At 63.8% G+C, this 25,587-nt stretch carries 22 protein-coding genes; 9 read left to right on the top strand and 13 right to left on the bottom strand.

Annotation, left to right across the window (positions count from 1 at the left end; all coding sequences use genetic code 11):
- Positions 1-103 precede the first annotated feature (103 nt).
- Both BGO82_RS16555 and BGO82_RS16550 read left to right on the top strand, forming a co-directional pair.
- On the top strand, positions 104-1,105 hold the full coding sequence (locus BGO82_RS16555; RefSeq protein ID WP_291306720.1) for a dihydroxyacetone kinase subunit DhaK: 1,002 nt from the start codon (positions 104-106) through the stop codon (positions 1,103-1,105).
- Complete coding sequence (locus BGO82_RS16550) at positions 1,105-1,713, top strand: dihydroxyacetone kinase subunit L (RefSeq protein ID WP_291306719.1); 609 nt, start codon at positions 1,105-1,107, stop codon at positions 1,711-1,713. The genes BGO82_RS16555 and BGO82_RS16550 overlap by 1 nt, the downstream gene beginning before the upstream one ends.
- Positions 1,714-1,832: 119 nt before the next feature.
- Here the strand turns inward: BGO82_RS16550 and BGO82_RS16545 are convergent, their stop codons facing one another.
- Positions 1,833-3,059 carry a hypothetical protein gene (locus tag BGO82_RS16545; protein ID WP_291306718.1) on the bottom strand — a complete coding sequence of 409 codons (1,227 nt, stop codon included), beginning with the start codon at positions 3,057-3,059 and terminating at the stop codon, positions 1,833-1,835.
- A gap of 234 nt (positions 3,060-3,293) precedes the next feature.
- Complete coding sequence (locus tag BGO82_RS16540; protein WP_291306717.1) at positions 3,294-4,142, bottom strand: IclR family transcriptional regulator; 849 nt, start codon at positions 4,140-4,142, stop codon at positions 3,294-3,296.
- Positions 4,143-4,548: 406 nt separating this feature from the next.
- Between BGO82_RS16540 and BGO82_RS16535 the strand changes: the two genes are divergently transcribed.
- The 7 genes from BGO82_RS16535 (at position 4,549) to BGO82_RS16505 (ending at position 12,467) form a co-directional block, all read left to right on the top strand.
- Positions 4,549-5,622 carry a Gfo/Idh/MocA family oxidoreductase gene (locus BGO82_RS16535; protein WP_291306716.1) on the top strand — a complete coding sequence of 358 codons (1,074 nt, stop codon included), beginning with the start codon at positions 4,549-4,551 and terminating at the stop codon, positions 5,620-5,622.
- Positions 5,567-6,682 (top strand): Gfo/Idh/MocA family oxidoreductase, encoded by a 1,116-nt coding sequence (locus BGO82_RS16530; RefSeq protein WP_291306715.1) that lies wholly within the window; start codon positions 5,567-5,569, stop codon positions 6,680-6,682. The genes BGO82_RS16535 and BGO82_RS16530 overlap by 56 nt, the downstream gene beginning before the upstream one ends.
- A gap of 27 nt (positions 6,683-6,709) precedes the next feature.
- Positions 6,710-7,900: an enolase C-terminal domain-like protein gene (locus BGO82_RS16525; RefSeq protein ID WP_291306714.1), complete on the top strand. Its 1,191-nt coding sequence runs from the start codon at positions 6,710-6,712 to the stop codon at positions 7,898-7,900.
- A gap of 120 nt (positions 7,901-8,020) precedes the next feature.
- Positions 8,021-8,968: a Gfo/Idh/MocA family oxidoreductase gene (locus BGO82_RS16520; protein ID WP_291306713.1), complete on the top strand. Its 948-nt coding sequence runs from the start codon at positions 8,021-8,023 to the stop codon at positions 8,966-8,968.
- Positions 8,969-9,458: 490 nt separating this feature from the next.
- Positions 9,459-10,700: an extracellular solute-binding protein gene (locus BGO82_RS16515; RefSeq protein WP_291306712.1), complete on the top strand. Its 1,242-nt coding sequence runs from the start codon at positions 9,459-9,461 to the stop codon at positions 10,698-10,700.
- Positions 10,701-10,789: 89 nt separating this feature from the next.
- A complete protein-coding gene (locus BGO82_RS16510) occupies positions 10,790-11,641 on the top strand; it encodes a sugar ABC transporter permease (RefSeq protein WP_291306711.1) in 852 nt (283 codons plus the stop codon).
- Positions 11,634-12,467, top strand: coding sequence for a carbohydrate ABC transporter permease (locus BGO82_RS16505; protein WP_291306710.1), 834 nt, complete (start codon positions 11,634-11,636; stop codon positions 12,465-12,467). The genes BGO82_RS16510 and BGO82_RS16505 overlap by 8 nt, the downstream gene beginning before the upstream one ends.
- Here the strand turns inward: BGO82_RS16505 and BGO82_RS16500 are convergent.
- The 11 genes from BGO82_RS16500 to BGO82_RS16450 form a co-directional block, all read right to left on the bottom strand.
- Entirely contained in the window at positions 12,442-12,741 is a 300-nt protein-coding gene (locus BGO82_RS16500) for a hypothetical protein (RefSeq protein ID WP_291306709.1), read from the bottom strand. The genes BGO82_RS16505 and BGO82_RS16500 overlap by 26 nt on opposite strands.
- A 971-nt stretch (positions 12,742-13,712) precedes the next feature.
- Positions 13,713-14,591: a dihydrodipicolinate synthase family protein gene (locus BGO82_RS16495; RefSeq protein ID WP_291306708.1), complete on the bottom strand. Its 879-nt coding sequence runs from the start codon at positions 14,589-14,591 to the stop codon at positions 13,713-13,715.
- Between the two features lie 12 nt (positions 14,592-14,603).
- Complete coding sequence (locus tag BGO82_RS16490; RefSeq protein WP_291306707.1) at positions 14,604-15,413, bottom strand: IclR family transcriptional regulator; 810 nt, start codon at positions 15,411-15,413, stop codon at positions 14,604-14,606.
- Positions 15,410-16,447, bottom strand: coding sequence for an oligopeptide/dipeptide ABC transporter ATP-binding protein (locus BGO82_RS16485; protein WP_291306706.1), 1,038 nt, complete (start codon positions 16,445-16,447; stop codon positions 15,410-15,412). The genes BGO82_RS16490 and BGO82_RS16485 overlap by 4 nt, the downstream gene beginning before the upstream one ends.
- Positions 16,437-17,522 (bottom strand): ABC transporter ATP-binding protein, encoded by a 1,086-nt coding sequence (locus tag BGO82_RS16480; protein WP_291306705.1) that lies wholly within the window; start codon positions 17,520-17,522, stop codon positions 16,437-16,439. Before BGO82_RS16480 ends, BGO82_RS16485 begins: the two co-directional genes overlap by 11 nt.
- Before the next feature lie 4 nt (positions 17,523-17,526).
- Complete coding sequence (locus BGO82_RS16475; protein WP_291306704.1) at positions 17,527-18,648, bottom strand: ABC transporter permease; 1,122 nt, start codon at positions 18,646-18,648, stop codon at positions 17,527-17,529.
- Between the two features lie 10 nt (positions 18,649-18,658).
- The gene (locus BGO82_RS16470; RefSeq protein WP_291306703.1) at positions 18,659-19,654 is read right to left on the bottom strand and encodes an ABC transporter permease; all 996 of its coding nucleotides are present in this window, start codon (positions 19,652-19,654) and stop codon (positions 18,659-18,661) included.
- 34 nt (positions 19,655-19,688) lie between these two features.
- Positions 19,689-20,882, bottom strand: coding sequence for an exo-alpha-sialidase (locus BGO82_RS16465; RefSeq protein WP_291306702.1), 1,194 nt, complete (start codon positions 20,880-20,882; stop codon positions 19,689-19,691).
- Positions 20,883-20,979: 97 nt separating this feature from the next.
- Positions 20,980-22,983, bottom strand: coding sequence for an ABC transporter substrate-binding protein (locus tag BGO82_RS16460; protein WP_291306701.1), 2,004 nt, complete (start codon positions 22,981-22,983; stop codon positions 20,980-20,982).
- A gap of 62 nt (positions 22,984-23,045) precedes the next feature.
- Positions 23,046-23,822 carry an RraA family protein gene (locus BGO82_RS16455; protein ID WP_291306700.1) on the bottom strand — a complete coding sequence of 259 codons (777 nt, stop codon included), beginning with the start codon at positions 23,820-23,822 and terminating at the stop codon, positions 23,046-23,048.
- Positions 23,823-23,919: 97 nt separating this feature from the next.
- A complete protein-coding gene (locus BGO82_RS16450) occupies positions 23,920-24,861 on the bottom strand; it encodes a Gfo/Idh/MocA family oxidoreductase (RefSeq protein ID WP_291306699.1) in 942 nt (313 codons plus the stop codon).
- Positions 24,862-25,587: the final 726 nt, after the last annotated feature.

Genomic DNA, 25,587 nt, shown 5'->3' with positions numbered 1-25,587 from the left:
GCTGCCGAGGCCGATGCTTATCGCACTGCCTCATGCGCAAATTGCATCATCGGGGGCAGCAGTGCCGGCATGCCTCTGTCAGGATCAGTCTCCAGGTGCACCCATGAAGAAAATCCTCAACGACCCCTTCGCCTATGCCGATGAAACGCTGGAGGGCATGACGCTCGCCTTCCCGCGGCACTATGCCTTCGCTGCTGAGTCACGCCGCGTGATCGTCCGGCCGTCCGGTGCCATCCGGGGCAAAGTCGGGATCGTTACGGGCGGCGGCTCCGGCCATCTGCCGGTCTTTGCCGGCTATGTCGGAGCCGGCCTGCTCGACGCCTGTGCCGTTGGCGATGTGTTCGCGTCGCCGTCTGCCGACGAAATGGCCATTGCCATGCGCGCGGCCAATGGCGGTCGCGGGGTGCTGCGTCTCTACGGCAATTACGGCGGCGACGTCATGAATTTCGATCTCGCGGGCGAGATCGTCGAGATGGACAATATCGAGAGCACCACCGTGCTGCTCGCCGACGACGTCGCCAGCGCCCCGCGCGCCGAGCGCGAAAAGCGCCGCGGTGTTGCAGGCATGGTCTATGCCTTCAAGATCGCCGGCGCTTCGGCGGCGCGCGGCGACGACCTCGCCGCTGTCACGCGCCTCGCGCAAAAGACGGCGGATTCCGTGCTGTCCATGGCCGTTGCCCTGTCGCCCTGCACGGTGCCGCAGGCCGGCAAGCCGACATTCGAGATCGGCGAGATCGAAATGGAAATCGGCATGGGCATCCATGGCGAGCCGGGGGTGACGCGTGGTCCGCTGGCGCCCGCCGACTCGATTGCCGATTCGCTGCTCGATCCCATCCTGGCCGAGCAGGGGCCCGGCAAGGGGAGCCGCGTCTCGATTCTGCTCAACAGCCTCGGCGCCACGCCGGCAGAAGAGCTGTTCATCCTCTATCGCCGCCTCGCGTCCCGCCTCGCCGAGGCCGGCGTCACCATCGTCCGGCCGCTGGTCGGCCGCTATGCCACCTCAATGGAAATGTCGGGTGTCTCGTTGAGCGTCCTCAGGCTCGACGACGAGCTCGAGCCGCTGTTGGCGGCACCAGCCGACTGCGCCTTCTGGACGGTGGCGTGATGAGCCTGACGACGCGGTCCGTGCAGGCCGGCATTGCCAGTGTCCACCGGATGCTCGAGGCCGGCGGTCACGAAACGCTCACCGAGCTCGACGGCAAGATCGGCGACGGCGATCTGGGCATCACATTGCTCAAGGCGTTCCGCAAGCTCGACGAGGTGGCGCCCGACCTGCCCCAGGATCTGGGGCAGGCGCTGGCCGCTTGCGCGCAGGCGATCGCCTCGGTTTCAAGCTCCAGTTTCGGCACACTTCTGACCACGGCCGTGCTGTCCGCCGCCAAGGAGCTCAAGGGCCAGCAATCGGTCCCGTGGGAGCGCCTGCCCGCGCTGCTGCAAGGGGCCGGCGCGGCCATGGCCAAACGTGGCCGCGGCAATCTTGGCGACAAGACGGTGCTCGATCCGATCGACGCTGCCGCCTCCGCCGCGCTTGGCTTGTCCGATGCGCCGGACATTCTTGCGGTCATGCGCCATGCGACACAGCAGACGATCGACCGGTTCCGCGACAGGCCCAACAGGCTCGGCCGTGCGCGCATCTTCGGCGACCGCACCATAGGCCTCGACGACCCCGGTATGGTGGCCTTCAAGCTGATGCTCGATGGGGTCTCCGGCTAGTTGTTCAGTCCCAACACACCTCATGTCGGGACTGAACACCTAGCTCTCAGTCTGCTGTAACGTGAGTCTAGTCACGCCCCTCCGGCAATGCGGCGGGGCGCGGCGTAGGGCGGCATGCGTCAGAGATATTTGCTCAGCGTGAAGCCGGCGAGCCGGATGTGCTGGCGCGCCACGGTGTAGGACATAAAGAGCTCATGTCCCGGCCCGTATTGGACGAAGGGGTAGAAGCAGCTCGACTGCATCTTCGCCTGCAGCACCACGCTGCTGTTGGCGAGATTTTCGGTATCGACGCGAATGATGCCGATATGCTCCCGATCCTTGGGCGCGTGAAAGAGGTAGAGCTGATCCTGGTAGACGATGAAGTCCGACCGCGACTGGCAATCGGCAATCAGCACCGGCGTCGCCCAGCGGTCGCGCACCAGATCATACGCCGTGAGGAAGCCATAATGGCTCTCCTGCTGCCGTACGAAATAATAGCACACATCGCCGATGACGTAGACCGCGTTCTCCCATTTGGACTGGGTGAGGAAGCTCGGCTGCGACACATACTCCCAGGTGACCAGGTCCCGGCTCTTGATGATGCAGGTGAAATCCCCGGTGTACGCGCCCGAATAATAGTAGAGCTTGCCATTTTCCCTACGGGTCGACAGCTTCTGCATGATGCCGATGTCGATATACATGTGCTTGTAGCCGACGCCGTTCTCGGTCAGCGCCGCCTGCATGCCCGTGGTGCTGAAATCGTTCACGATGTCGCCGACCTGGAAGCGGTTCACCTGCACCGGCCCCAGGGCCTGCGTCGAGATGGTGAAGGAGCGATAGAGCCGATAGTAATTGCCGCCGATCTGCGCCGTCCACAGGACATACAGCGTGTCGTCGTCCTTCTGCATGAGGATCGTGTCGTAGAGTTTTTCGACGACATTGCCGTAGCAGTCGTCGCCCACCGACTGCATGTCCAGAAAGACCTTGTTCGTCGGATCCGCGATCGGGCAGTAGACGAGCCGCGCCGTCTGGCTGTCGGGATCTTCCTTGTGCTCCTTGGTGTTGGCGTAATAGGTCACGTAGAGCGTGTCCTGCGTGAACACAAAGGTGGAGACGTGGACCATGAGGTCGCGCTCCGTCACCTTGCCCGCCTGATGAAGCGCCTCGGTCTTTTCGAAGTCCGAGATGAAGCGATCCTCGATCTCCTGCGCGAATGCCTTGCCCTTGGTCAGGGCCTCTGCCGAGGCCTCGTCGGAGATGATCCCGGCGGGGTCCGCAATCGGCTGGCCCGGGATGATGATCGGCGTCCTGGCAGTCGGGTGGTCCGGACTGAAAATGCTCGTGGAGGTCGTCGCGTTGCGGGGCATAAGGGTTCTTTCTCCGCCGCAGCCACGCCGTCATCACTAACGCGGCGATGCATGGCAGGCTGTGGATGATGGTTCGTAGAATGGACTAATGCACCATAATGCGGGCAAACTCAAGCGACGAAAGTCGCTTTATGGGCGCGATTCTGCGCGATTCTGATCGCGTGCGTGCCGGGATCCGGACACGGCTCTTCAAGGACATACCGCCGCCTGAAATGCTTGCGAGAGTCCTGGTCCTCACGCGTCCGGGCTGACGGAGTTTCTGCGCGTGGCGGGCCGCTTCGGCGTGGCGACAGGGGGGACCTTTTCGGCCTCTTCCTGTTCGTGCGGCCGATAGCCGAGCTGGGCCGAAATGGCTTCGGCGTAGTGCTTCACGAGGTCGGCAAACGCCTCGATGCGCTCCGGCGCGAACCGCCGGGCCGGTCCGCTGACGCTGATGGCGGCAAAAACCCTGCCGGACGCACTGCGGATCGGGGCCCCGACGCATTTTGTTCCAGGCGTTAGCTCTTCGTTGTCCACAGCGTAGCCGTTGGCACGAATGGTCTGCAGCTCCTCCAGCAGAACCCGCGGGTCCGTGATGGTGTTGGGCGATATCCGCCGCAGGCCGAGCGCGAGGAATCTGTCGAGCGTGGCCTGAGACTGGAAAGCCAAGGCGACCTTGCCCGACGACGTCGCATGGGCGGGCGACGATTCCAGCACGAACAGGGTGTTGACCCGCTTGCCTTCGGGGTCAGTCCGATTGATGACCGTCGAATTGATGCCGTCGAAGACCGACAGGTGCACGATCTCGCCGCTCACGCGCGTCAACGACTCCACGCTGCTTTGGGCCTCGCGCTGCAGATCCATGTTGGCGAGGACGGTCGTGCCAAGCTCGAACAGCTTCATGCCCAGCCGGTACTGGTCCCGCTGGCGCTCCTGCTCCATCAGCCCTAGGTCGCGCATCGTGCGAATGATGCGATGGGCGGTGCCGCGCGGCATGTTCGTCCGCTTGGCGATCTCGGCGACCGACAGCTTGCGCTCCAGTGTCGAAAAACAATCGAGAATCGACATCATCTTGACGATGCTTTTCAGATTGTCCTGACTCATCGGTCGACACGTCCCATTCTCGATTGCGAAGACTTGCCCCGAATCGAAAGCGGCGATCGGAGCCGGCAATATCTTTCCTCTATCGCTTCGCATCGTGGCGCCGCAAGCGCTGGGCCCGGGATGGTGGACTCGGCTGTCAGACAAACCCGCACATTCCGCGGTACGCGCAAGCTATGACATTGCCCACGATATGATCAATGTGAACGATTGGCAACTCGACCAGCGTTGGCCTTTCAGGTACTGCGTTCTCGCCTGGCGCGGGCCACGCAGTGAAGAGCAGGGCAGGGCGGCACTCTCCAGGACCGCCCTTTCCGCCCTTGCATCACCATGGTCACTCCGATAGTGTTTCGTAAAATGGTCTATATGACCGTATTGTGGTCAAATAATCTTAGGCGGAGAGACTGGAATGACGACGCTACAGGTGGGCCTCGTGGGCCTGGGGCTGGTCGCCCAGGTGGTGCATCTGCCGGTGCTCCGCACGATGCCGGAGCGCTTCGAGGTCGTCGCCGGCTGCGATCTCTCGCTGTCCCATGCCGAGGCGGTGGCTGCCCGTCACGGCATTCCGCGTGTCCACTCTTCACTTCACGCGATGCTGGCCGCAGAGCAGCTCGACGTCGTCGCCGTGCTCAACAGCGACGAGTACCACACCGACGCGACCATCGCGGCGCTGGACGCCGGATGCCATGTGCTGCTCGAAAAGCCCGTCTGCCTGAACCTTGCGGACGTCGCGGCGATGATCGCGGCGCGCGACGCGGCGCAACGCAAGGTCACGGTGGGCTATATGCGCCGCCACGCGGACGCCTATCGCAAGCTGCAAGCGGCGCTCGGGCCGGCGCCCGATATCCATCACGTCGCGATGCGCGCCATCATCGGGCCCAACGCCTATTTCAACGAGCAGAAAAAGGCCCTGCTCGTCGCCGGCGATCTCCCCGAGGCGGCGGCGCGCGAGCGGTCGGAACGCGCGGACCGCCAGGTGCGGGCCGCCATCGGCGACGTGCCCGAGGCCAGCAGCAATGCGTTTCGCCTGCTGAACAGGCTCTCCAGCCACGACTTTTCCGCCCTGCGGGGCCTGGTCGGCAGTCCGCGGCGCGTGATCGCGGCGAGCTGCAAGCGCGATGGCCGCTACGTCTCGGCGCTCCTCGATTATGGCAGCTTCGTTGCCACCTACGAGACCGGCTCGGACCAGGTGGGCAGGTTCGACGCCCATATCGAAATCTTCACCGGCGAGCGGCGCTGGCGCATCCAGTACGACAATCCCTATGTCCGTCATCTGCCGACCCGGCTCGAATGCCACGGCGCCGGCGACGAGCCGTTCAGCGTGATCGATACGGCGCGCAGTCCCTACGCGATCGAGTGGATGTCGCTGTGGGACGCGCTCGTCAACGGCAAGGATTTCGAGGCGACCCTCGAGGACGCGGCCGAGGATGTGCGGCTGGCGATCGAAATCGTCCGCGCTTTCGCGCCGGACGCGGACGCCTAGCGGTGAATCCCGTTCAGCTCGAGGTCGCACCCGAGGAAGATCGATGTCGACACCATTGAACTGGGGCATATTGGGGAGCGGCCGAATTGCCCGGACATTCGCGGATGCCATCGAGCACAGCGCTCGCGCCAGGCTGGTCGCGATCTCCAGCCGGACACCGGATCGTCCCGATATCGCGGCGCGCTTCGGCGGCCTGCCGGTCCTGTCCTATGAGGCGTTGATCGCGTCCCCGGAGATTGACGCTGTCTACATCGCGGTCAACCACGCCGGCCATGTCGGCCTCGCCAAGGCAGCGGCGCGGGCCGGCAAGCATATCGTGTGCGAAAAGCCGGTCGGCGTGTCGCTTGCGGACGTCGAGGAGATGTTCGCCGTCATCGGCGAGAGCAAGGTCTTCTTCATGGAGGCGTTCATGTATCGCTTCCATCCGCAGATCCGGCGGGCCGTCGAGATCGTCGAGGCCGGCACCATCGGCGATCTCCGGTTTATCCAGGCGGAATACGGTTTCTCCCGGCCATTCAGCAGCCATCGCCTCTACAGGCCCGACGAGTATGGCGGCGGTGTGCTGGACGCCGGCGGCTATCCGATGTCGATGGCGCGTCTGTTTGCCGGCCTTGCCCGGCGCGCGCCCTTCGCCAATCCGGAGTCGGTGCAGGCCATGGCTGCCTTCCACGAGGTCGGCGTCGACATCCTGGCGCTCGCAACGCTGCGGTTTCCCGGCGACGTCCTGGCGCAGATCTCGACCGGCATCGCCATGAAGCATGGTCAGGTGGCCCGGCTTTATGGCACGGGAGGCAATCTCGTGATCCGCTCGCCCTGGTTCGGCGGCGGCATCCATGGCGGCCGCTGCGAGCTGGTGCTGACGCGCGATGGCGAGGAGCCGCAGACAATCGTGATCTATGACGATGTCTGGCTCTACGAGCACGAGGTCAATGCGCTGATCGATGGTGTCGCGGCCGGCAGGACCGAGCCCGAGGCGCCAGCCATGACCTGGGCCGATACGCTCGGCAATATGGCCGCACTCGAGCGGTGGTATCGCGCCAGCCGCAAGACGCAGGCCTAGCCGGCGGTTGAGCCGCGGGAGAGTTGCATGAGCACCATCACAGAAGTCGACATCCTGCCCTTCACTTTCGAGGTCAACGATTTGTCCTTGGCCGTCGACAAGGCGACGGGCGCCAGCACCATGGTTTTTGCCAGGGGTGAGACGCGTCGCGTCATGCGCTACGGGGTCGCCATCCGCACCGACGACGGGCTCGAGGGGCGCTATGTCACGCACTGGGTCGGCACCCCGTCGGCGCTCGGCCAGACCCTCATGCTTGCGCCGAGGCTGCTGGGGCGCAACCCGGAGCATCGAGAATCCATCTATGATGATCTGAAGCGCGAGGCGCGCGCCTACGACCATATGGGCCACGGGCCGCTCGACATCGCGCTGTGGGACTTGGTCGGGCGCAAATATGGCGCATCCATCGCCAGCCTCCTCGGCGCCTATCGCGAGCGGCTGCCGGCCTATGCCAGCACGCATCACGGCCAGGACATTCCGGGCGGTCTCGATAGCGTCGAGGCATTTGCCGACTTCGCCGTCGCGTGCCGCGAACAGGGCGTGCCCGGCTTCAAGATTCATGGCTGGCACGATGGCGACCGCCGGCGCGAGGCCCGGGTGATCGGGGCGGTGCGCCAGGCAGTCGGCGCCGACATGGAGCTCATGGCCGATCCGAGCTGCAAGTTGCGGACCTACGCCGACGCGCTCTATGTCGGACGGGCGTGCGACGAGAACCGCTGCCTTTGGTACGAGGACCCGTACCGTGACTGCGGGGTTTCGGTCATCGGTCAAAAGATGCTCCGCGACAACCTCAGGACGCCCCTGCTGGTCTCCAAGCATATTCGCGGCCCGGAGCAGAAGGCGGCCTTCGCCCTGGCCGGCGGCTGCGACATGATCAATACGGATCCGGAATATGATCTTGGGATCACCGGCACGATGAAGATCGCCCATTTTGCCGAATCGATCGGCATGGACCTGCAGGTGCATGGCTGCGGCCCGGCGCACCGGGCCTGCGTTGCGGCGATGCGCAACACCCATTTCTACGAGATGACATTGGTCGGACCGGGCATGCCGAACCTCGTTCCGCCGGTCTACAAGTGTGGCTACAGCGACCAGTTGGCTGCAATTTCCGGCGATGGAACCGTGCCCGTTCCGTCCGGCCCTGGCCTCGGGGTCGACTATGACTGGCCCTATATCGAAGCCAATAGAACGGCGGAACACTGCTTCCGGCTTGACGCCTGAGCAGTGGCTGCGCGGCGGGCAAGGCTTATGCGGCTCGCGAGCCTTCGCCCGCCATCCGAAACACGGACAGACGACCGAATAGCGACAGCTTTTGTGGATTGGTGGGAAGGGAATGGGTGGATGATGATGCAACGGCCAAGCCTTGAGGGGCGCCCCCTGCGTATCGGCGTTTGCGGCAACGGGCATTGGGCGGGGACCGTGCATGTGCCGACGCTCGCCGCAATGCCTGCGGTCGATCTCGTGGGCGTTTGGGGGCGGACGCAGGAGCGGAGTAGGGCCCTGGCGGATCAGTTCGCGATCCAGAGCTTTGCTGATTTCGACGCGTTGCTCGACGAGGTCGATGCGGTGAGTTTCGCGGTGCCGCCCGAAATCCAGGCCGCTCTGGCGCTGCAGGCGGCGAATGCCGGAAAGCACCTGCTCATCGAGAAGCCGGTGGCCACCACGCTGGCCGAGGCGGATCGTCTGGTGGAGGTCGTGGAGCGACGGCAGTTGTCCGCCGTCGTCTTCCTGACGCGATTCTTCGTCGATGGCGCGAACGACCTGATTGCCCGCGCCCGGGCGGGCGGGCATCGTCGCGGCGAGGCCAGCTGGAGCTCGAGGGCGCTGCTGCCGGGCAGCCCGTTCGCGGCCTCCGTTTGGCGCAACGGCGACTACGGCACGTTGTGGGATCTCGGGCCGCACGTGCTGTCGATCTTCATCCCCGTGTTCGGCCCTGCAATGCAGGTTGAGGCGAGGCGGCTACGCAAGGCGAAATTCGCATGCCGGGTTCTGCATGCCGGCGGCGCAGAATCGATCGTGACGCTGGACCAGATGGACGAGTCGCTGACCCGGGGCAGTGTCGAGCAATATGTCTTTTCGGGCGGTGACGGGGTGGTTCGGGGCGGTCCCTTTACCTATGAGGCGGCGAGCTGCCTGGCGAGCGCGGTTCGGCTGCTGATCGACGGCATCGGCTCGACCGACGCGCCCGTGGGCCCCAACATCCGCTTCGGCCGCGACATCGTCGCCGTGCTCGAAGCGGCTTGCTCCAGCATCGAATGCGGCTGCACACCCGTCGATGTGCGTCTCTAGCGCGCGCAGGTGTGTGCCTGAGGCGCAGCGGATGTGCCGTGCCGAAGCTGTGCGGCATCGAGTCGCTTGTCGGTCTGACATTGTCGTATAATGGACAAATATTTGCCCGCGATCCGTCAGTTTGCGATGCGAGAGGCACCTGCGGGCGAAACGGAAAAAGCGTCGACTTCTGCGCCCCCCTGCTGCTGTTATCATCCCAGGTCGCTTCCTCTCGAAGCTGCCGCTTATTAAGGAGATTATTTAAAGGATTCAATCGGTTGAGCGATGGTGTGGTGAGCAGCGAGGCGCGAGCCTTTAATAGCAGTGCGGGGTGCGCTCCCGCGGCCGCGAGCCAAGTCGGAACGCTGCCCATTGTGGATTGACTATTGTTCGAATTGCGGACAAACTAAATTTGTCCGAGAAGCGGACAAAGTGAGCCGTCAGATGGTGGCTACCGAGATCATGGGAGAGGGATATGCGACAGACGAATAGACGGAGTGTGCTGTCAGGAATGGCGGCGACATTTCTGGGGGCGCCGCTGGCCGGCTCGCTGGTCACGCCCGCGCGGGCGGCCGAGGGCGACTTCAGGATCCTGGGCGGGGCTGTTCAGTCGTTCGGGGCCAGCATCGCGCAGGCATGGGCCGACAGCCACAATCTGAAGCTCGAATACATTTCGCTCGACGTCGATTCGCACCATACGCGGCTGTTCCAGGAAGCCAGCCTTGCCGAAACGACCGTGGACGTTTCCATCATTCTCAATCGCTTCCTCAGCGACAACATCGTCAATCTGTTCGATCCGCTCGATGCCTACCAGGCTGCAAACCCGATCGAGAATCTGGACGGGATCAGCGCCGGCCTGAGGCAGGCCATGACCTATGGTGGCAAGCTCTATGGCGTCCCGTTCCGGCACGCCACCGAGGGCCTCCATATGAACACCGCGCTGCTCAAGGAGCGAGGCATCACCGAGTACCCCAAGACATTCGAGGAGGTGTTGGACTACGCCGAGAAACTCACCTACAAGCGCGCCGACGGCACGCAGGTGTCCGGGCTGATCTTCGAGGGCCCGACCGTCGCCTCCCTGTCCGAATATTATCGCAATTTCGGCGCGGAGTTCATTACACCGGACATGCAAGTCAAGGCGGATGCGCCGGAAATGATTGCGGCGATAACCCAGCTGCAGAAGTTCTTCGCAGACGGCGTGCTCCCCAAAGCCTTCCTCAACTTTGTTCCGCCCGCCGACACGAACAATTTGATGCAGCAAGGTCGCGCCGCGATGATTTTCTCGCCGTTCGGTCGTACCTTCGTCTACGCCGACAGCAAGGCGTCGAAGTTTCCGAACGACATGGCCGTCATTGCCGTTCCGCCGCGTGCGGGACATGCGGCACCCCCGACAAAGACCGAATTCTGGGGGTACGTCATCCCCAAGAACTCCACCAGAAAAGATCTCGCCTGGGATTTCATCCGCTACATGTCGTCGCTCGAGAGCATCGTGCAGATGGCGGTACAGTACGGGAACGGACCGGTGCGTCCGGCGGCCTATGCCGATCCGCGGGTGCAGAAGGCGTTTACCTATGCCGACGCGGAGGCCGCGGCGATCGCCAACGCTACGCCGCCTCTGCCGGGCTTCCCCCAGTCCGCCAAGGCGGCGGATTATTTCACTGCCGCGGTTCAATCGGTGCTGATCGGTGCCAGCTCCGCGGAAGATGCAATGAAGGATGTGGCGTCGCAGACCCGCGCCCTCCTCAAGCAATAAAGCGCCGCTGGTGAAAGTGCCGGCCGGGCCTTCAGCTCGACCGGCCAGTGCGAGGACAATGCGAGGATAGGGTGCGTCCAAAAGGGCTAATGCCGTACCTGCTGACCGCCCCGGTCATGATCATGCTGGGCTGCATCCTGCTGGTGCCGTCGATCTACGTCGTCTGGATGAGCCTCAACTCGTCGAGCTTCGGCGTCGAATCGAATTGGGTGGGGCTCGACAACTACGTCCGCATTCTCTCCGATCCGGTGTTCTGGCGATCGACGTTGAACACGCTCATCGTGGTCAACATCGTCGTTTATGTGGAGATCGTTCTGGCGATCTGCCTCTCGCTCGCGCTGGCGCGCAATGTGATCGGCCGGGCGGTGATCATCTCGATCATCCTGATGCCCTACGCCGTCAGCGAGGTCGCGGCGATCGTTATGTGGCGCTACATGTTCGAGCCCGACGTCGGGATCGTCAACTACGGGCTGGAGTGGCTCGGCCTCGGCCAGCTGAACTGGGTCGTCGACCGCTGGCACGCCCTGTTTCTCGTATCTTTGCTGACCATCTGGCAGAGCTTTCCGTTCACGTTCCTGATCATCTACGCCGCGGTCAAGAACCAGCCGCGCGAGACGATCGAGGCGGCGTTTGTGGATGGCGCCAACAGGTTCCAGGCGTTCTTCAACGTCACGCTGCCGGCAATCATGCCGGTGGTGCTGGTGGCGGTGATCTTCCGCTACATCTTCGGGCTTCGCCTGTTCTCGGAGGTGTGGCTGCTGACCCAGGGCGGGCCGGCGCGGCTTACCGAAGTCATGGCCACCTACCTCTACCGATACGGCTTCCGCTACCAGGATTTCGGCGTCGCCGCGGCGACGGCTCTGATCATGCTGGTCGTCTCGCTCGCCATCGCGACGGTCTATGTCCGCTGGCTGTATCTGAGGTCGTCGAAAATTGGATAAAGATCCTTTCCACATCAAGGTGATCCGCTACAGCGTTATCCTGGTCATGACGATCTGGTCGGCGGTGCCCGTTTATTTCGCCGTGGCGTCGTCGTTCAAGCCGCCACGCGACATTTTCAGCGTACCGCCGACCTTCATCTTCCAGCCGACGCTGGAGAGCTATGAGCAGCTGTTCACGCTTTGGCCGACATTCACCGACGCGATGCTCAACAGCCTGGTCATCGCGGTTGGAACGACGCTATTGACGGTGGTCTCCGCGTCGCTGGCGGGCTACGTCTTCTCGCGCTATCAGAGCCGTGTGCTGAGCGGCGCGGCGATCTTCACGCTGCTCATTCGCATGCTGCCGCCGATCATCATCACCCTGCCGCTGTTTCCCGTCGTCAATGCGTTGCGGCTCAACGACACGCACATCCTGCTCATCGTCATCTATGCGACGTTTCAGCTCAGTTTCGCGACATGGATCATGAAAGCCTTCATCGATGCCGTGCCCAAGGAGCTCGAGGAAGCCGCTCTGATCGACGGGGCGGGCACGGCATCCATTCTGCTGCGCGTGATCATGCCACTGGCCGTGCACGGCATGATCGTGGCGGCGACCTTCGCCTTCATTGCGTCATGGAACGAGTTTCTCTTCGCCTACGTTTTCTCGTCGACGCGCGCCAGGACGGCTCCGCTGATTCTCAGCCAGATGCTGGCAACGGAGAGCAATGTCGAATGGGGCGTCCTGTTCGCTGGCACGTCGATCCAACTGATCCCGGTGATCGTGCTGGTGCTCGCTTTGCAGCGCTTCATCATCGCCGGCCTCACCGCCGGCGGGGTAAAAGGATAAGCTGCGACAGAACATCGTTCTTTCCCTTGCGCTCCACGCTCGTCAGGCGCGAGGCTCTGCTCGCGGCTGACGATAGAGTCGCTCGCGGCTGCAGCAGGCTGCGGACCAGTTCGGGGCGGAGGAACAGGTAGCCCTGGCCGATGGTGATGCCGGTCTTGTCGAGGAGAAGCGCAGCCTCCTCGCTGACCTTCAGCTTTTCGGCCACCGCCTTCAGCCGGTGGCTTTCCGCCTCGGTCAGGCTGGTCCGCTTGGCCGCGAAGACATACGAGGCCAATAGCGAGAATTTGCGCGTCAGCGGGCGCGGCCTGCCGTCCCTTTCAGCCCTGTTGACAGTGCCACTTTCTTCTACAATTTATAAATTGGAATTTATAGAGCTATTGGCCACTATTATCGCGGGACGGGTATAGGGAGCACGAGAGTTAGGATCCTCATAGGTGGTGGCACCACGACTTTCTGTCGTGCCCTCATAGCCGCTTGAAGCCGGACGACCCGCCAGGATCGCATCGGCGTGCAGTGGCGGGGATAGGGGCCAATTGCTCCTTGCCTTCACGGTTGCCGACGCCCTCAGCACCGCGACATTCCAAACCCATTCCAGTTGCCCTCCAGCAGCCTCGGGACCGGGCAATAAAGGACAAAAGCAGGACGAACAGATCCGAGCCCACGGGATCGGGCAAATCATCTGCTTAAGCGACCGCCAGTGCCAAATGATCATGGAAAACTCATCTCGCACTGCGTGCATCGAGCTGGAGAACGAGGAGGGTTGAGTAGTGGTCACTCTGAGTGGCGAAAACGCGATCTTTATCCTGCCGGAGGCCGCCACCAATGGGCGTATGCATCGAGAACGGCGCTCTAATTCATTGCGGCCGTCGCTTTCCTCGACACAGAAGATGGTTCTCGGTCATTGAGGAAGCCCCCACAACGTGGGGCTTACGCGACATGGTCACGCGGAATCGGTTCGCCGTTCATTTTTCGGCTTGCGGTTTTGGCGACCACATTTGGGCAATCGATGGATATCACCTTCACCAGCCCTGAAGAAAAGCCATAGGCTGAGCCTATGGATTTCTGCCTGTCACGTGGAGCGCTTCACCATCTTGAGCCGTTCCGGAGGCGTCGTCATCCACGCTGCCGTGGGTAGGATGGCCACTACTCTCCCACATCCGAACGCCTGCAAGTACGTGCATCCATAGGTGGCCGCGGGGCACACTCAACATTCGGCACCTGGAACCGTCTTCGGCATGACCGATGTCAGCGGCTGCCGGCGCGGAAGCTGCCATCGAGCGGCGGCATTGCACGGCGCCAAGCCTCGTCGCCTGTGCGGGTGGCCAGGCCGGCCTTCAACGCCAGCAACCCACCCGCACTGTCGATCTCTGCAATGCGCTGCGCCGCCAGTGCCGCGAGCTCGGCGGCGCGCGCGCCGTCGGGGTCGCGGTAGAGCGCCACGAGGTCCTCGACATAAAGGTTCGGCAACCCGCCGATCATGCCGGCGCCGCCCACCCTCAGCAGATGCGGCAACACGCGATCGTCGCCGGTGAAAATCGCCAGCTCGGGGAACGCCTCGACATAGGCAACACCACTCGCGAGATCGCCCGTCGAATCCTTGACTCCCGCAATATGCGGACCCTTTCCGGCCTGCAGCGCCCGCACCAACTCATGCGTGATGGTGACGCCGGTCATGTGGGGAATGTTGTAGAGGACCAGTCGGATGTCCGGCCGGCCGGCGCGCTCGAACACCGCCTCGAAGAAGGCCACGAGGCCTGCGGTGGACGGCGCGCCATAGTAGAACGGGGGCAGCATCAGGATGTCGCGGCACCCCAGCGCGACGAGGTCATGCATCTCAGCGGCCGCGGTGCCGACCGACGACGTCATGATCGCCGGCAGGAGTTGGTCGGGCCGCACGCCGGCGGCCAGCAACGCCGCAACGGCCTCGCGCTTCTCGGCCGGGGCGAAGGCGACGCCCTCCCCCGTGCTGCCGAAGGTGGAGATACGGCTGCCACCCTGAGCAAGCAGGTCGCGCGCATGGCGGACGAGCCGATCGGTGTCGATCGTCAGGGTTTCGTGCACCGGCGTGAGAATCGCCGTCATGATGCCGTTGAGGGGGGCCAGCGTCGTGGCGTGCTTGTTCATGGACTCACCAAATCAGCGAACTGTCGCATGCAGTTGCGCATAGGAGGGCGGCACGTAGCCGAGGTTGCGGGACATATCGAAGCAGCAGGCGATGAGTTGCCGCCCGATTTCGGGAGCGCGGGCTCCGATGATCTCGGGGTCTGTACCGGAAATGGAACAGCCCCCGATGACATGCCCGCTGGCGTCAAGCACGGGGGCACCGACGCAGTAGTTGCCGATCTCGTTTTCGCTGTTGTCGAAGGAATAGCCTCGCGTGCGGATCACCGCGAGCTGGTCCATCAGCTCGTCAACGACGGTGATGGTGTTCGGCGTGACCCGGGGCATGCCCACCCGCTCCAGGATCCCACGCGCCTCGTCGGGCGGCATAAACGCCAGGATGGCCTTGCCGACGCCGGTGCAGTGCATCGGCATGCGGTCGCCCACCGCCGTCCGGGCGATCAGGCGGCGCGACGATTCCACGGCGTAGATGTAGAGAATGCGGTCGCCTTCGCGAAAGGTCAGGTAAACCGACTCCGCCACCTTGTCGGCCAGGGCCCGCACATGCGGCGCGGCGCGGTCGCGGAACTCGACATTGACGCGCACCGATTGCGACAGCGCCAGGATGCCGGTGCCCAGCGCATAGGCCTCGCCGCCGATCTTTTCGATCAGCCCCTCGGCGATCAGCGAGCGCAGGATGGCGTGCGTCGTGCTTTTTGGCATCTCGAGGCGCGCGCTGATTTCGGCCAGCGGCAGACGCGGCTCTTGCGCGCTGAACAGCTTGAGAACGCGTACGGCCTTAGCCAGGCTCTTATTCGTAGAGGCTTTGCGTTCTGTGCTGGTCACGGTACCCCTTGCTCCTTCTCCGGCTCGGGCACAACGCCCTTCAGCTGCAGGCTCTCGGCGAAGTGACAGGCCGCAAAATGGCCTGACACGACCTCCCGAAGCGGCGGCGCGTCGCTCTGGCAGACCTCGCGAGCATAGCGGCAGCGCGGGTGAAAATAGCAGCCGCTCGGCGGATTGGCGGCACTGGCCACCTCTCCCCCCAAGATAATCGTCTCGTCGGCGACATCGGGGTCCGGCTGGGGGACCGCCGACAGCAGGGCTTCCGTGTAGGGATGCCGAGGGCGCGCGTACAAATCCTCGGTATCGGACAATTCGACGATCTTGCCGACATACATGACCGCGACGCGATTGGCGATATGCTCGACCACGCTCAGATCGTGCGCAACGAAGATGAAGCTCAGCCCCAGCTCCTGCTGCAGGCGCTGCAGCAAGTTGAGGATCTGGGCCTGGATAGAGACGTCGAGGGCCGACACCGGCTCGTCGGCGACGACGAGCACGGGATCGGTCACCAGCGCGCGGGCGATGCAGATGCGCTGGCGCTGGCCGCCCGAGAACGCGTTCGGATAGCGCGACAGATGCGCCGGATTGAGCCCGCACATCTGCGCGATGCGCTCGACCTTCTCGGTGATCTCGTGGCTGGGCACCTTCTGCGCCCGCAGCGGCTCGCCGATGATCTCGCGTACCGTCATGCGCGGCGACAGCGACGAGAACGGGTCCTGGAAGACCATGTTCATGTACCGCCGCACCTCGCGCAGCTCGCGCTTGCCGGCAGCGGCCAAGTCGACTGTGATGCCGCCCTCCGGCACGAACTGCGCCACTCCGCCCGTGGGATCGATCGCCCGCACGATGCAGCGGCCGAGCGTGGTCTTGCCGCAGCCGGATTCGCCGACCAGCCCCAGCACCTCGCCGCGCGCCAGCTCGAAGCTGACGTCGTCGACGGCCTTCACATGGCCGGTGACGCGGCGGAGCGGCCCGCTCTCGATCGGATAGTATTTCTTGAGGCCCACGACCTTCAGAAGGGGGTCAGTGGACATTGGCGCCCCCCTGGTCGAGACCGGCCGCAGCGACGACCTCGCTGTAGCGGAAGCAGGCGGCGCTGTGGCCTGCGGCCACCGGCGTCAGCGGCGGCACGACGCGGTCGCATACGCCTTCGATGGCGACCGGGCACCGCGGAAAGAAACCGCAAGCTCGCGGCTTGTTGATCGGTACCGGCACATTGCCCTTAATCGACTGCAGCGGCTCGCCGGATTTCTTGCCGATGCGCGGGACCGACGCCATCAGCCCCCTGGTGTAGGGATGCATCGGGGTGCGCAGCAGGTCCCGCACCGCCGCCTGTTCCACGATCGAGCCCATATACATGACGGCCACTTCGTCGGCCATCCGCGCGATGACCCCGAGATCGTGCGAGATGTAGAGGATGGCCATGCCGAGATCGTGCTGCAGGTCCTTCATGAGGCGCAACACCTGCGCCTGCACCGTAACGTCCAGCGCCGTGGTGGGCTCGTCGGCGATGAGCAAGCGCGGCTGCGAGGCAAGTGCCATGGCGATCATCGCGCGCTGCCGCATGCCGCCCGACAGATGGTGCGGATATTTCTTCAGCGTCTCCGCCGGCGCCGGAATGCCGACCTTGGCCAGCATGGCGACGGCGAGATCATGAGCCTCGCGCCGGTGGCGCGTGCGGTGCAGCAGGATGGTTTCCATCAGCTGGTTGCCGATGGTGTGCACCGGTGAAAAGGATGTCATCGGCTCCTGAAAGATCATCGCGCATTCCCCGCCGCGAATCTTCAGCAGCTCGGGGTCGTCAGCGCCGAGCCCGATGATATCGGTCGCCGGCCGGTCGGCGTAGTGCAGCAGGATGCGGCCATCGGTACGCGCTTTGCGCGGCGCGATCTTTAGGATCGACTGCGCGGTGATGGTCTTGCCGCAGCCTGACTCACCCACCAGTCCGAGTGTCCGGCCCGGCCGGATCGCAAAGCTGACACCGTCGGCGGCGACCAGATTGCCCTCGAGCAGCGGCAGCACGACGCGCAGATCCTTGACCTCGAGCAGCGGCTGGTTGGTGGAGGCGGAGTCCGTCATGTCCATCGTGCGATCACCGAGTTCGTCCATGCGTCTAGGTCCTGTACGGGTCGACCGCATCGCGCAACCCGTCCCCGAGAAAGCTGAAGGCAACGACGATGAGCACCACGAGGCCGCCGGGCACCAGCAGCCAGGGGCTGAGCGTCACCGTCTGGATGTTCTGCGAATCGATCAGCAGCGTCCCGAGGCTGACCGCCGGTGGCCGTAGGCCGAGCCCGAGGAAGCTCAGCGCGACCTCGCCCAGGATCATCTGCGGAATCGCCAGCGTCAGATAGACGATGAGATAGCTGGTGAAGCCGGGCAGCAGATGCGTGAGGATGATGCGCGCCTCGCTGACGCCGGAGACCTTGGCCGCCATCACATAGTCCTCCTCACGAAGGCTGAGCAGCTTGCCGCGCACGACGCGGGCCAGCGTTGTCCAGCCGACCACCGCCAGCACCGTCGAGATGCCGAAATAGACCTGCGTCGGCGTCCAATCCTGCGGCACGAGCGCCGCCAGTGCCATCCACAGCGGCAGTGTCGGCAGCGATTGAAGGAATTCGGTGAGTCGCTGCACGAGATTGTCTACCGTGCCGCCGAAATACCCCGAGATGCCGCCGAAGAAGAGACCGAGGGCAAAGCCGATCGAAAGGCCGAACAGCCCGACAAATAGCGAGGTGCGGGCCCCGAAGATCATACGTGTAAAGAGGTCGCGTCCCAGCGTATCGGTGCCGGCCAGAAAGACCTTGCCATCTCCCTCGACCCCGAACAGATGCACATCCGTCGGAATGACGCCGAACAGCTGGTACGCGTCGCCTTTGACGAACAGCGCGAGCGGATAGCGCTTGCTGGTATCTACCACATATTCGCGCTGGAAGGTCTCGCGGTTGAGCTCGTTCTTGAGCCCGTAGACGAAGGGCTGCAAATGGAACTGCCCGTCAGTGTCGACGAATTGCAGACCCGTGGGCGGTGCAAGTAGATAGCCGACATGCCGGTTGAACGGATCATAGGGCGTCACGAACTCGGCGACCAGCACCACGACATAGAGCAGTACAATGAACACCAGCGACACGGTGGCCACGCGGTGGCGCGTGAACTTCGCCCAAAAGATTTGGCCACGCGACAGGATATGGCCGCCCTGCGGGCCGTCTGCCGCGTCGAAAAGCAACTCGGTCACGACCGCCTCCTCAATTCGACCTGCCCATCCGCACGCGCGGATCGAGCACCGCAAGCAGGATGTCCGACAACACGACGCCGACGACCGTCAGGACGCCCAGCAGCATCAGCGAGCTGGCCGCGACATAGGTGTCTTGCGCGATGATGGCGCGCAGCAGCAGCGGACCGATCGTAGGCAGGCCTAGAACGATGGCGACGATGGTCGATCCGGAGACGATTTCGGGCAGCAAGTGCCCCGCCGTCGAGATGATCGGATTGAGCGCCACCCGGAACGGGTATTTGAACAGCAGCCGGCCCTCCGGGACGCCCTTGGCACGGGCGGTGACGACGTATTGCTTCTGGAATTCGTCTAGGAGTTGCGAACGGAGGATTCGGATCGTCGCCGCTGTGCCGGCGAGACCCACCACGACGACCGGAACCGGCAGATGGATGAGCAGGTCGACGAAGCGCCCCCAACTCCAAGGCGCATTCATATATTCGGGGGAGAACAGCCCGGTTGGCGTGATGCCGAAAAGGCGCGCCGATGCCACAAGCAGCACCAGCGCCAGAAGGAAGTTGGGAACGGCGAGACCGATCACCCCCAGGAAGCTGACTGCATAGTCGCCGGCAGAATATTGGTGCGTCGCCGAATAGACCGCCACCGGGATCGACACCGCGTAGACGAACACCATCGAAACCAGCGAGACGATGATGGTCAGCCACAGCCGGTCCGCGATCAGCGACCAGACCGGCTGCTGCCACTCGAACGAGAAGCCGAAATCGCCATGGGTGACGAGCGGGATGATCCAGTTCCAGTATTGCACGATCAGGGGCTGGTCGAGGCCGTAGCGCACTGTCAGATAGTCAAGCTGAGCCTGGCTAGCTGGCGCGCCCGACGCCTCGAGCTGCGTCGCGAAAGTCTCGATGAAGCTGCCGGGCGGCAGATTGATGATGTAGAAGCAGACGATCGAGATGAGGATCAGGACTACGACCATGTAGCCTAGGCGACGAACGATATAGGAAAGCATCGCTGCCCCTCACAGACCGAGAACGGAGGCGCTGCTAGAGCAGCGTCCTGAAATTTGGAACGGTGCCGTACATGATGCGGTTGGCGTCGTGGAAATTGGCCGCGCCGCGATAGCCGCACCGCACCGCGTAGATGAGGTCGTCGGGCCCGTCGAACTGCCAGTCCGTGTACTGGAATCCCGTCAGCCGGATCGAATCTTCACGGCCAAGCCCGGTGTCGTCCTTGATCAGCAGCTTCACCCGCCGCCAGTGCCACAGATCTTTGGACGCCAGCAGATAGGATTTGTTGCGCTGGCGCATGGAATGATCCTTGTGGAAGCGCGTGAAGCTGTCGTCCTCCTCGCGCGCCCATTTCCGCAGCACCTCGATATCGTCGAGGGCGTTGCCGATGGTCAGGTATTCCCCGCTGACCGGATCGCGCCGGATCGTCAGCTTGGCCTTGCAGCCGGGCAGATCGAAATAGTCCCGCGCCGGATCGAAAACGATCCGCTTGCCGTCATCTTCGATACGAATCCGCGCCGCCTTCTCGGCTTCGAGCGGCCCGGCTTCGAAGGTCAGGATGTCCCAGAGCTGCCCGTCCGGATCGGCCACCACATTGCCCTCGCGCCAGCCCGGCTTCAGGGTGCGGCCCCACTCCTTGGGCACCCAGGCCGGATCGTAGGGCAGCTTGTTGCTCATCGTCCAGTTGGCCGCGTCGAGCAGATTGGCGCCGACCGGAGCCGACACGACGCAGGCCTGGAAGCCGGTGCCCCACACGCAGGGCGTGCAATCCTCGAACGCCTTGTAGATGCGCCCGTTATGGATCGTCACCGCCACCGGCGCGCAATGATAGTTCGGCCCGTCGTGATAATAGCCGCCGGCGAACAGCCAACCATTCTCGGGACCTGTCGGATGCGTCCACGTATAGCCGCCATCGTCGCTGCGGCGGATGACGATCGAGCCATATTGCTGTGACGTGCCGAAGATGTAGAGCACGCCCTCATGCACGAACAGCGTGCTCCAGTAGCAGTTCATGATGTGGGTGATGTTCACCCAGGTCGCGCCATCGTCCTCGGAGCGATAGATGGAGGTGAGGCTTTCCTCGGACTCATGGTTCCGCGGGCAGCCCACGCCGTAATAATCGTGGCTGACGACGAGGGCGCCGTCGGCGAGACGGACGACGCTCGGGCTGCCCAGATAGGAGCGGGCGAGTTCGGGCTGGTATTTGACCTGGCTGAGACGGGGAGGCATCGCTGGACCCTGGTGCCGCTGCGCGCGGCGGTTGCTGTGTTGCGGAAAGGGGATGGCCCGGACGCGCATCGCCGCCCGGGCCGCTGGTCGCGAAAGGTCAGTTGGCGAGATACCACTGCTCGGAATGCGCCCCGCGCGTATGGTCGATGAACAGCGTGTTCTCGCCGGGGAAGTTCTTGATGCGGTTCGAGCGGGTGTAGATGTACGGGACCTCGCCCACGGTGCCGATGTGCAGCATCTGCTTGACCGTGTTGGCCACCACTTCCTTGCCCAGCTTGTAGTAGTCGTCAGATCCAATTGGCGTCGACTGCCACTGCGTCACCAGCTTCTGCTGCGCCTCGTACTCGGCCGGGGGCTTTTCGCCCTGCGCGCCGTTGGTCAGCTCCCATTGCCGCCAGGCGAGGCCGCCGCCGACGGGATTGGTGTCGAGGCCGTAGGGCGGCCGGAACCAGATCGGCCGCGTATACATGTCCTTTTCCGACACCACGTCGGCGAACCAGACCGACGCCTGCACCTGGTTGGCGATGACCGCCTGCTGGAACGCCTCTCTGGTGATGGTGTTGACCTGCGTCGGTACGCCCACCGCCGTCCAGTATTCAGCGATCAGCTCGGAGAGCTGCACGCGGTTGACCGCGTCGTCGAGCACGAGGCGCAGCGGCTTGCCGTCGGGCCGCAGGCGGACCCCGTCCGGCCCCTTCTTCAGCCCCATCTCGTCGAGCAGGGCGTTGGCCTTGGCCACGTCGTAGTCGGCGAAATACTGGCCTTCCCAATCCTCATAGAGCGGCGAGGCGGACGAGACACCCCACTGGCGCGGAACGCCCAGGCCGAAGAAGATGGTGTCGTTGATCTCGGGCCGATTGACCGCCAGCGACATCGCTTCGCGGAAGCGGATGTCATTGAAGATGTCGCGCAGCACCGGGTCGTCCACGGTGATGTCGAACTGGTACTTCATCGCCGCGCCCTGGTCGGCACGGAACAGCATCGTGGTGTAGTTGCCGGTCTTCTCGCCAGCCTTGAGCACCGGCAGATCGGCCTGTGCGAATTTGTCGGCATAGTCGAGTTGGCCCGACTGCACGTCCAACTTCACCACCTCGGGGTCGGCGATGAGCATGCGCACCTGCTCATCGATATAGGGCAATTGGTTGCCCTCGGTGTCGACCTTCCAGTAAAACGGATTGCGCTTGAAGTACTCGTTGCCGAACTGGTCCACCTGCGACAGGATCCACGGCTTCAGCACCGGCAGGTTGGGATCGACCTGGAAGTCGGAGACCTGTCCATTCTGGTGCGAAACGAAGGCGTCCACCCAGGACGAGAAGCCCTCCTTCTTGGCAAGCGCCTCAGCGTCGGGATTATATTTCTTGTGCCATTTCTTCAGGTAGTGCGCGGGTGCCAGCGGGAAGCCCGCCTCGGCGCGTGCGACGTTGAGGATGAAGGCCGGGTTGGGAATTGGGAAATGGAAAATGACCGTGAAGTCGTCGACTTTTTCCACTGTGGTCGGCTTGCCGCCGAGCACGAGGTTCCCCGGCAGCGGCGGCAGATCGCCCTGGCCGGCGATATCGTTGAAGAAGAACAGGATGTCGTCGGCGGTGAGCGGCACGCCGTCGCTCCACTTCATGCCGCGGCGCAGCTTGACCGTGGCCGACATGTTGTCGGGCGCCATGTCGATGCTGCGGGCGATATCGGGATAGACGATTTCCCAATTGGTGGTGAAGCCGGCGAGCTGGGCGTCCCAGGCCGAGTAGCCGATATTACCGAACGATTGCGGATTGGTGGCGTTGTAGCGGATGGTGCCGCCATAGGTGCCGACGGCGTCGCGCGGCCGCTCCACCATTACATCTTCGCGCACCGGTAGCCGGTCGGCGACCGGCGGCAGCGTACCGTTCGCGACTGCGGCGTCGAACTGTGGCGACTGTTTGAAGGCGGGGACGGTCTTGCCGGTCGCCGCCTCGTAATCCGATAGACTCCATGCCATGAAATTGTCGACCAGCTTGATCTGCTGCGTCTGCGCGTAAGTTGCGCCGGTCGTGGCGCCGACCCCGATGGCCCCTGCCATCAACGCCAGTGCCGCAGCACCCAGCCATTTGTTCAGCCTGACACGCATACCGTCCCCTCCCTTTGGGTTGCTTTCCGATTGTCCCCGGCGCCAGCCGGAGGTCCCTGCTCTCACCATTCGCCGGACTTGCCGAACTGCCGGCGGGCAGCCTCGCCGAAACGTCGTTCTGCCTCGACCATCGCCGCCCGCGTTTCGGCCATGCTGCGGCCGCGTAGCGGCTGGCCAGCCTCGATCACCGAAGTGCACTCATTGGCGTCCATGAACTGGGTTGCCGCCAAAACGCCGGTCTGGTCTTGCTCCGGAATGACCATGAAGCCGTGCTGGTCGGCATGCACCAGCTCGCCCGGGCGGATCGTGAGGCCGAAGACCTCGACCTCGTGCCCCCAACGCACCGGCCAGGCATAGGCGTGGCCGACGCACAGCCGCCGCGCCAGCGCCTTGAAGCCGAGCGAGGTCATCTCGACCACGTCGCGGATGCCACCGTCGGTGATGATGCCGACGCAGCCGAGCGCCCGATGCAGGCTGGCATTCACCTCGCCCACATAGGTGCCGATGATGCCGGGGCTGTCGGCGTCCTTGACGATGACGATTTTCGGCCCGGGCACGCTCTCCAGATAAGCCCGGTAGGCCTGGGGCGCGTCCTTGTGCGTCAGATGGTCGGGATTGCTCGGCTCGACCTCGAGCGTCACCGCATAACCGACCATCGCGCCGAACTGCGGCATGAAATCCCGCACATCCTCGCGATTGACGACGCCGCGGCGGTCCACGGCGCTGATCTGCTCCCAGCCATTATAGACGGTCGGCGTCGAGAACCGGCGCAACCGCAGCAGGTCGCCCTCGGACAAGGTGAGGCGGTCGGACAGCTTTACCTCCCATACATTCAGCAATGCTGAACGATATTCGTTATTTTGGTTTAAGCAATCACGAATATGCGAGCCGGTCAACGAGATTCCGGTGCGCTGGTCGAAGTTGTCGAAAACGGCGCTAGTTCTGCCGGATCTGCCGAGCGGCGGCGAGGGCCAGACGATGCGTCGCGAGCGCATCGTCATAGGGGCACAGCACCACGTCGGGACGGTTGCGGCGCACCGCGTCGAAGAAGGCACGATCCTGCAGCGCGTAGCTGCTGGTGCCCGACGCCGTATGGCTGCTCTCCCGCCCGCGGACAATCGTGACACCGGCAAGGCCGATCGCGATCTCGCAGCCCTCGCAGATCAGCCGCAGCTCCGCGCCGGGACCGTTCGGCAGCACGCAGGCGGCGGTGATCACGCCAGGTACGCCGCCAAACAGGAACAGTGCCGCGCTCGTCCCGGCAACATCGCCGTCCGGTACTCCAGGCAGCGCCCCGCGGGTTCCGGCTGCCGCCAGCAATTGGCCCGCGCCTGCCAAATATCGGGACAGGTCGATGAGGTGGCAGGCCTGCTCCAACATCTGGCCGCCGCTGTGCGCCTCGAAACGCCACCACGGCGTCAGCGGCGTGCCGATGTGAAAGCGTCCAATGACCATGCGGATCGGTGTCTGCTCAATCTGCCGTCGCACAGCGGCAAGCGTGTCGAGAGCGCGCCAGTTGTAGCCGACCGCTGCGACCAGATTGCGCCGCGACAGGGTGTCCGCAATGCGATCGGGAATCGCGTCGTCCAGGCCGATGGGTTTTTCAACGAGGAACGGAATTCCCGCTTCCGCCAGCGCGAGTTCGATCGGCCCATGCTGGCTGGGAGGCACCGTGACGATCACGGCATCCGGCCGTCCCTGCCTTATGAACGCCTGCACTGTGTCGAACGCCTCGCCGCCGAAGCTGCGTGCCGCCTGCGCGGCTTTTTCCACCGAACGCGACAGGAATGCGACCGGATAAACGTCCGGATCGGCCTCGGCCAAAGCTGCGATATGCCTCGCCGCGATAAGACCTGCTCCAATAATGCCCAAGCGCATCGCCGTTCCTGCCGAACCTGCAACATCTGGCGATGAGAATCGCCGACCTCCACATCGAAGGCCCCATCACAACGAAACTTCAAGGTCATGGGCGGCTTGATCGTGCAGAGCGTTGGCCGACCGAAGCGTCACGATCGTCAGAGCAGCTGGTACGCAACCATGCTGGGCTGGGTCGTATACTTGCCGGGTGATCCGCCCAAAAACAACGTCACTGGGATCAGTTCTTTCCACACGGCCAAGGCGAGAGCTGGTTGAGCAGGCAAAGGCTCAATCGCCTGGAGCGCGATGTGACGTGGGCCAGCATTGGGGATTCGTGACCGCTTCACGCAACCAGTTGCGGAGTTTTCAACGAACCGTGTATTCCCATCTAGCTGAATCAGCGCAGAGTTCAATCGAAGCCGCGAGGCGCATCGCCCCGCCCAGCGACCGGCTACCCATCCGACGAGGCCGACCGGTTTCTCTGCCTCGACCAGCGCTGGTGGGATCTCACCGGCCGGGACTGACGGGCACGCCGCCGCAAACCGGCCTGTTCATCGCCCGCCGCATGCCTTCGTGCGGGCTATGCCCGCATCCTGCTGCCTTCACCCACAGGGGCTCGCTCGGTCGGGCGGCAGACACACGCGCTTGAGTAGAGGCCTACCTGCTGGGCCACGAGGATGCGGCGCTCGGTCTGGCCGTAGCGGCTCCAGGTTTCGAGGAGATAGCGGTCGCACACCTCGACCAGCG

This window comes from Devosia sp. 67-54 (assembly GCF_001899075.1).
Lineage (GTDB): Bacteria > Pseudomonadota > Alphaproteobacteria > Rhizobiales > Devosiaceae > Devosia_A.
The sequence above is the reverse complement of the archived record's forward strand: the minus strand, read 5'-3'. Positions and strand labels throughout refer to the sequence as shown.

Excerpts from the sequence above, each read along its gene's own strand:
- BGO82_RS16555 (WP_291306720.1), top strand. The coding sequence starts at position 104 with ATGAAGAAAATCCTCAACGACCCCTTCGCCTATGCCGATGAAACGCTG.
- BGO82_RS16550 (WP_291306719.1), top strand. The coding sequence starts at position 1,105 with ATGAGCCTGACGACGCGGTCCGTGCAGGCCGGCATTGCCAGTGTCCAC.
- BGO82_RS16545 (WP_291306718.1), bottom strand. The coding sequence starts at position 3,059 with ATGCCCCGCAACGCGACGACCTCCACGAGCATTTTCAGTCCGGACCAC.
- BGO82_RS16540 (WP_291306717.1), bottom strand. The coding sequence starts at position 4,142 with ATGAGTCAGGACAATCTGAAAAGCATCGTCAAGATGATGTCGATTCTC.
- BGO82_RS16535 (WP_291306716.1), top strand. The coding sequence starts at position 4,549 with ATGACGACGCTACAGGTGGGCCTCGTGGGCCTGGGGCTGGTCGCCCAG.
- BGO82_RS16530 (WP_291306715.1), top strand. The coding sequence starts at position 5,567 with ATGTGCGGCTGGCGATCGAAATCGTCCGCGCTTTCGCGCCGGACGCGG.
- BGO82_RS16525 (WP_291306714.1), top strand. The coding sequence starts at position 6,710 with ATGAGCACCATCACAGAAGTCGACATCCTGCCCTTCACTTTCGAGGTC.
- BGO82_RS16520 (WP_291306713.1), top strand. The coding sequence starts at position 8,021 with ATGATGATGCAACGGCCAAGCCTTGAGGGGCGCCCCCTGCGTATCGGC.
- BGO82_RS16515 (WP_291306712.1), top strand. The coding sequence starts at position 9,459 with ATGGCGGCGACATTTCTGGGGGCGCCGCTGGCCGGCTCGCTGGTCACG.
- BGO82_RS16510 (WP_291306711.1), top strand. The coding sequence starts at position 10,790 with ATGCCGTACCTGCTGACCGCCCCGGTCATGATCATGCTGGGCTGCATC.
- BGO82_RS16495 (WP_291306708.1), bottom strand. The coding sequence starts at position 14,591 with ATGAACAAGCACGCCACGACGCTGGCCCCCCTCAACGGCATCATGACG.
- BGO82_RS16485 (WP_291306706.1), bottom strand. The coding sequence starts at position 16,447 with ATGTCCACTGACCCCCTTCTGAAGGTCGTGGGCCTCAAGAAATACTAT.
- BGO82_RS16480 (WP_291306705.1), bottom strand. The coding sequence starts at position 17,522 with ATGGACGAACTCGGTGATCGCACGATGGACATGACGGACTCCGCCTCC.
- BGO82_RS16470 (WP_291306703.1), bottom strand. The coding sequence starts at position 19,654 with ATGCTTTCCTATATCGTTCGTCGCCTAGGCTACATGGTCGTAGTCCTG.
- BGO82_RS16465 (WP_291306702.1), bottom strand. The coding sequence starts at position 20,882 with ATGCCTCCCCGTCTCAGCCAGGTCAAATACCAGCCCGAACTCGCCCGC.
- BGO82_RS16460 (WP_291306701.1), bottom strand. The coding sequence starts at position 22,983 with ATGCGTGTCAGGCTGAACAAATGGCTGGGTGCTGCGGCACTGGCGTTG.
- BGO82_RS16450 (WP_291306699.1), bottom strand. The coding sequence starts at position 24,861 with ATGCGCTTGGGCATTATTGGAGCAGGTCTTATCGCGGCGAGGCATATC.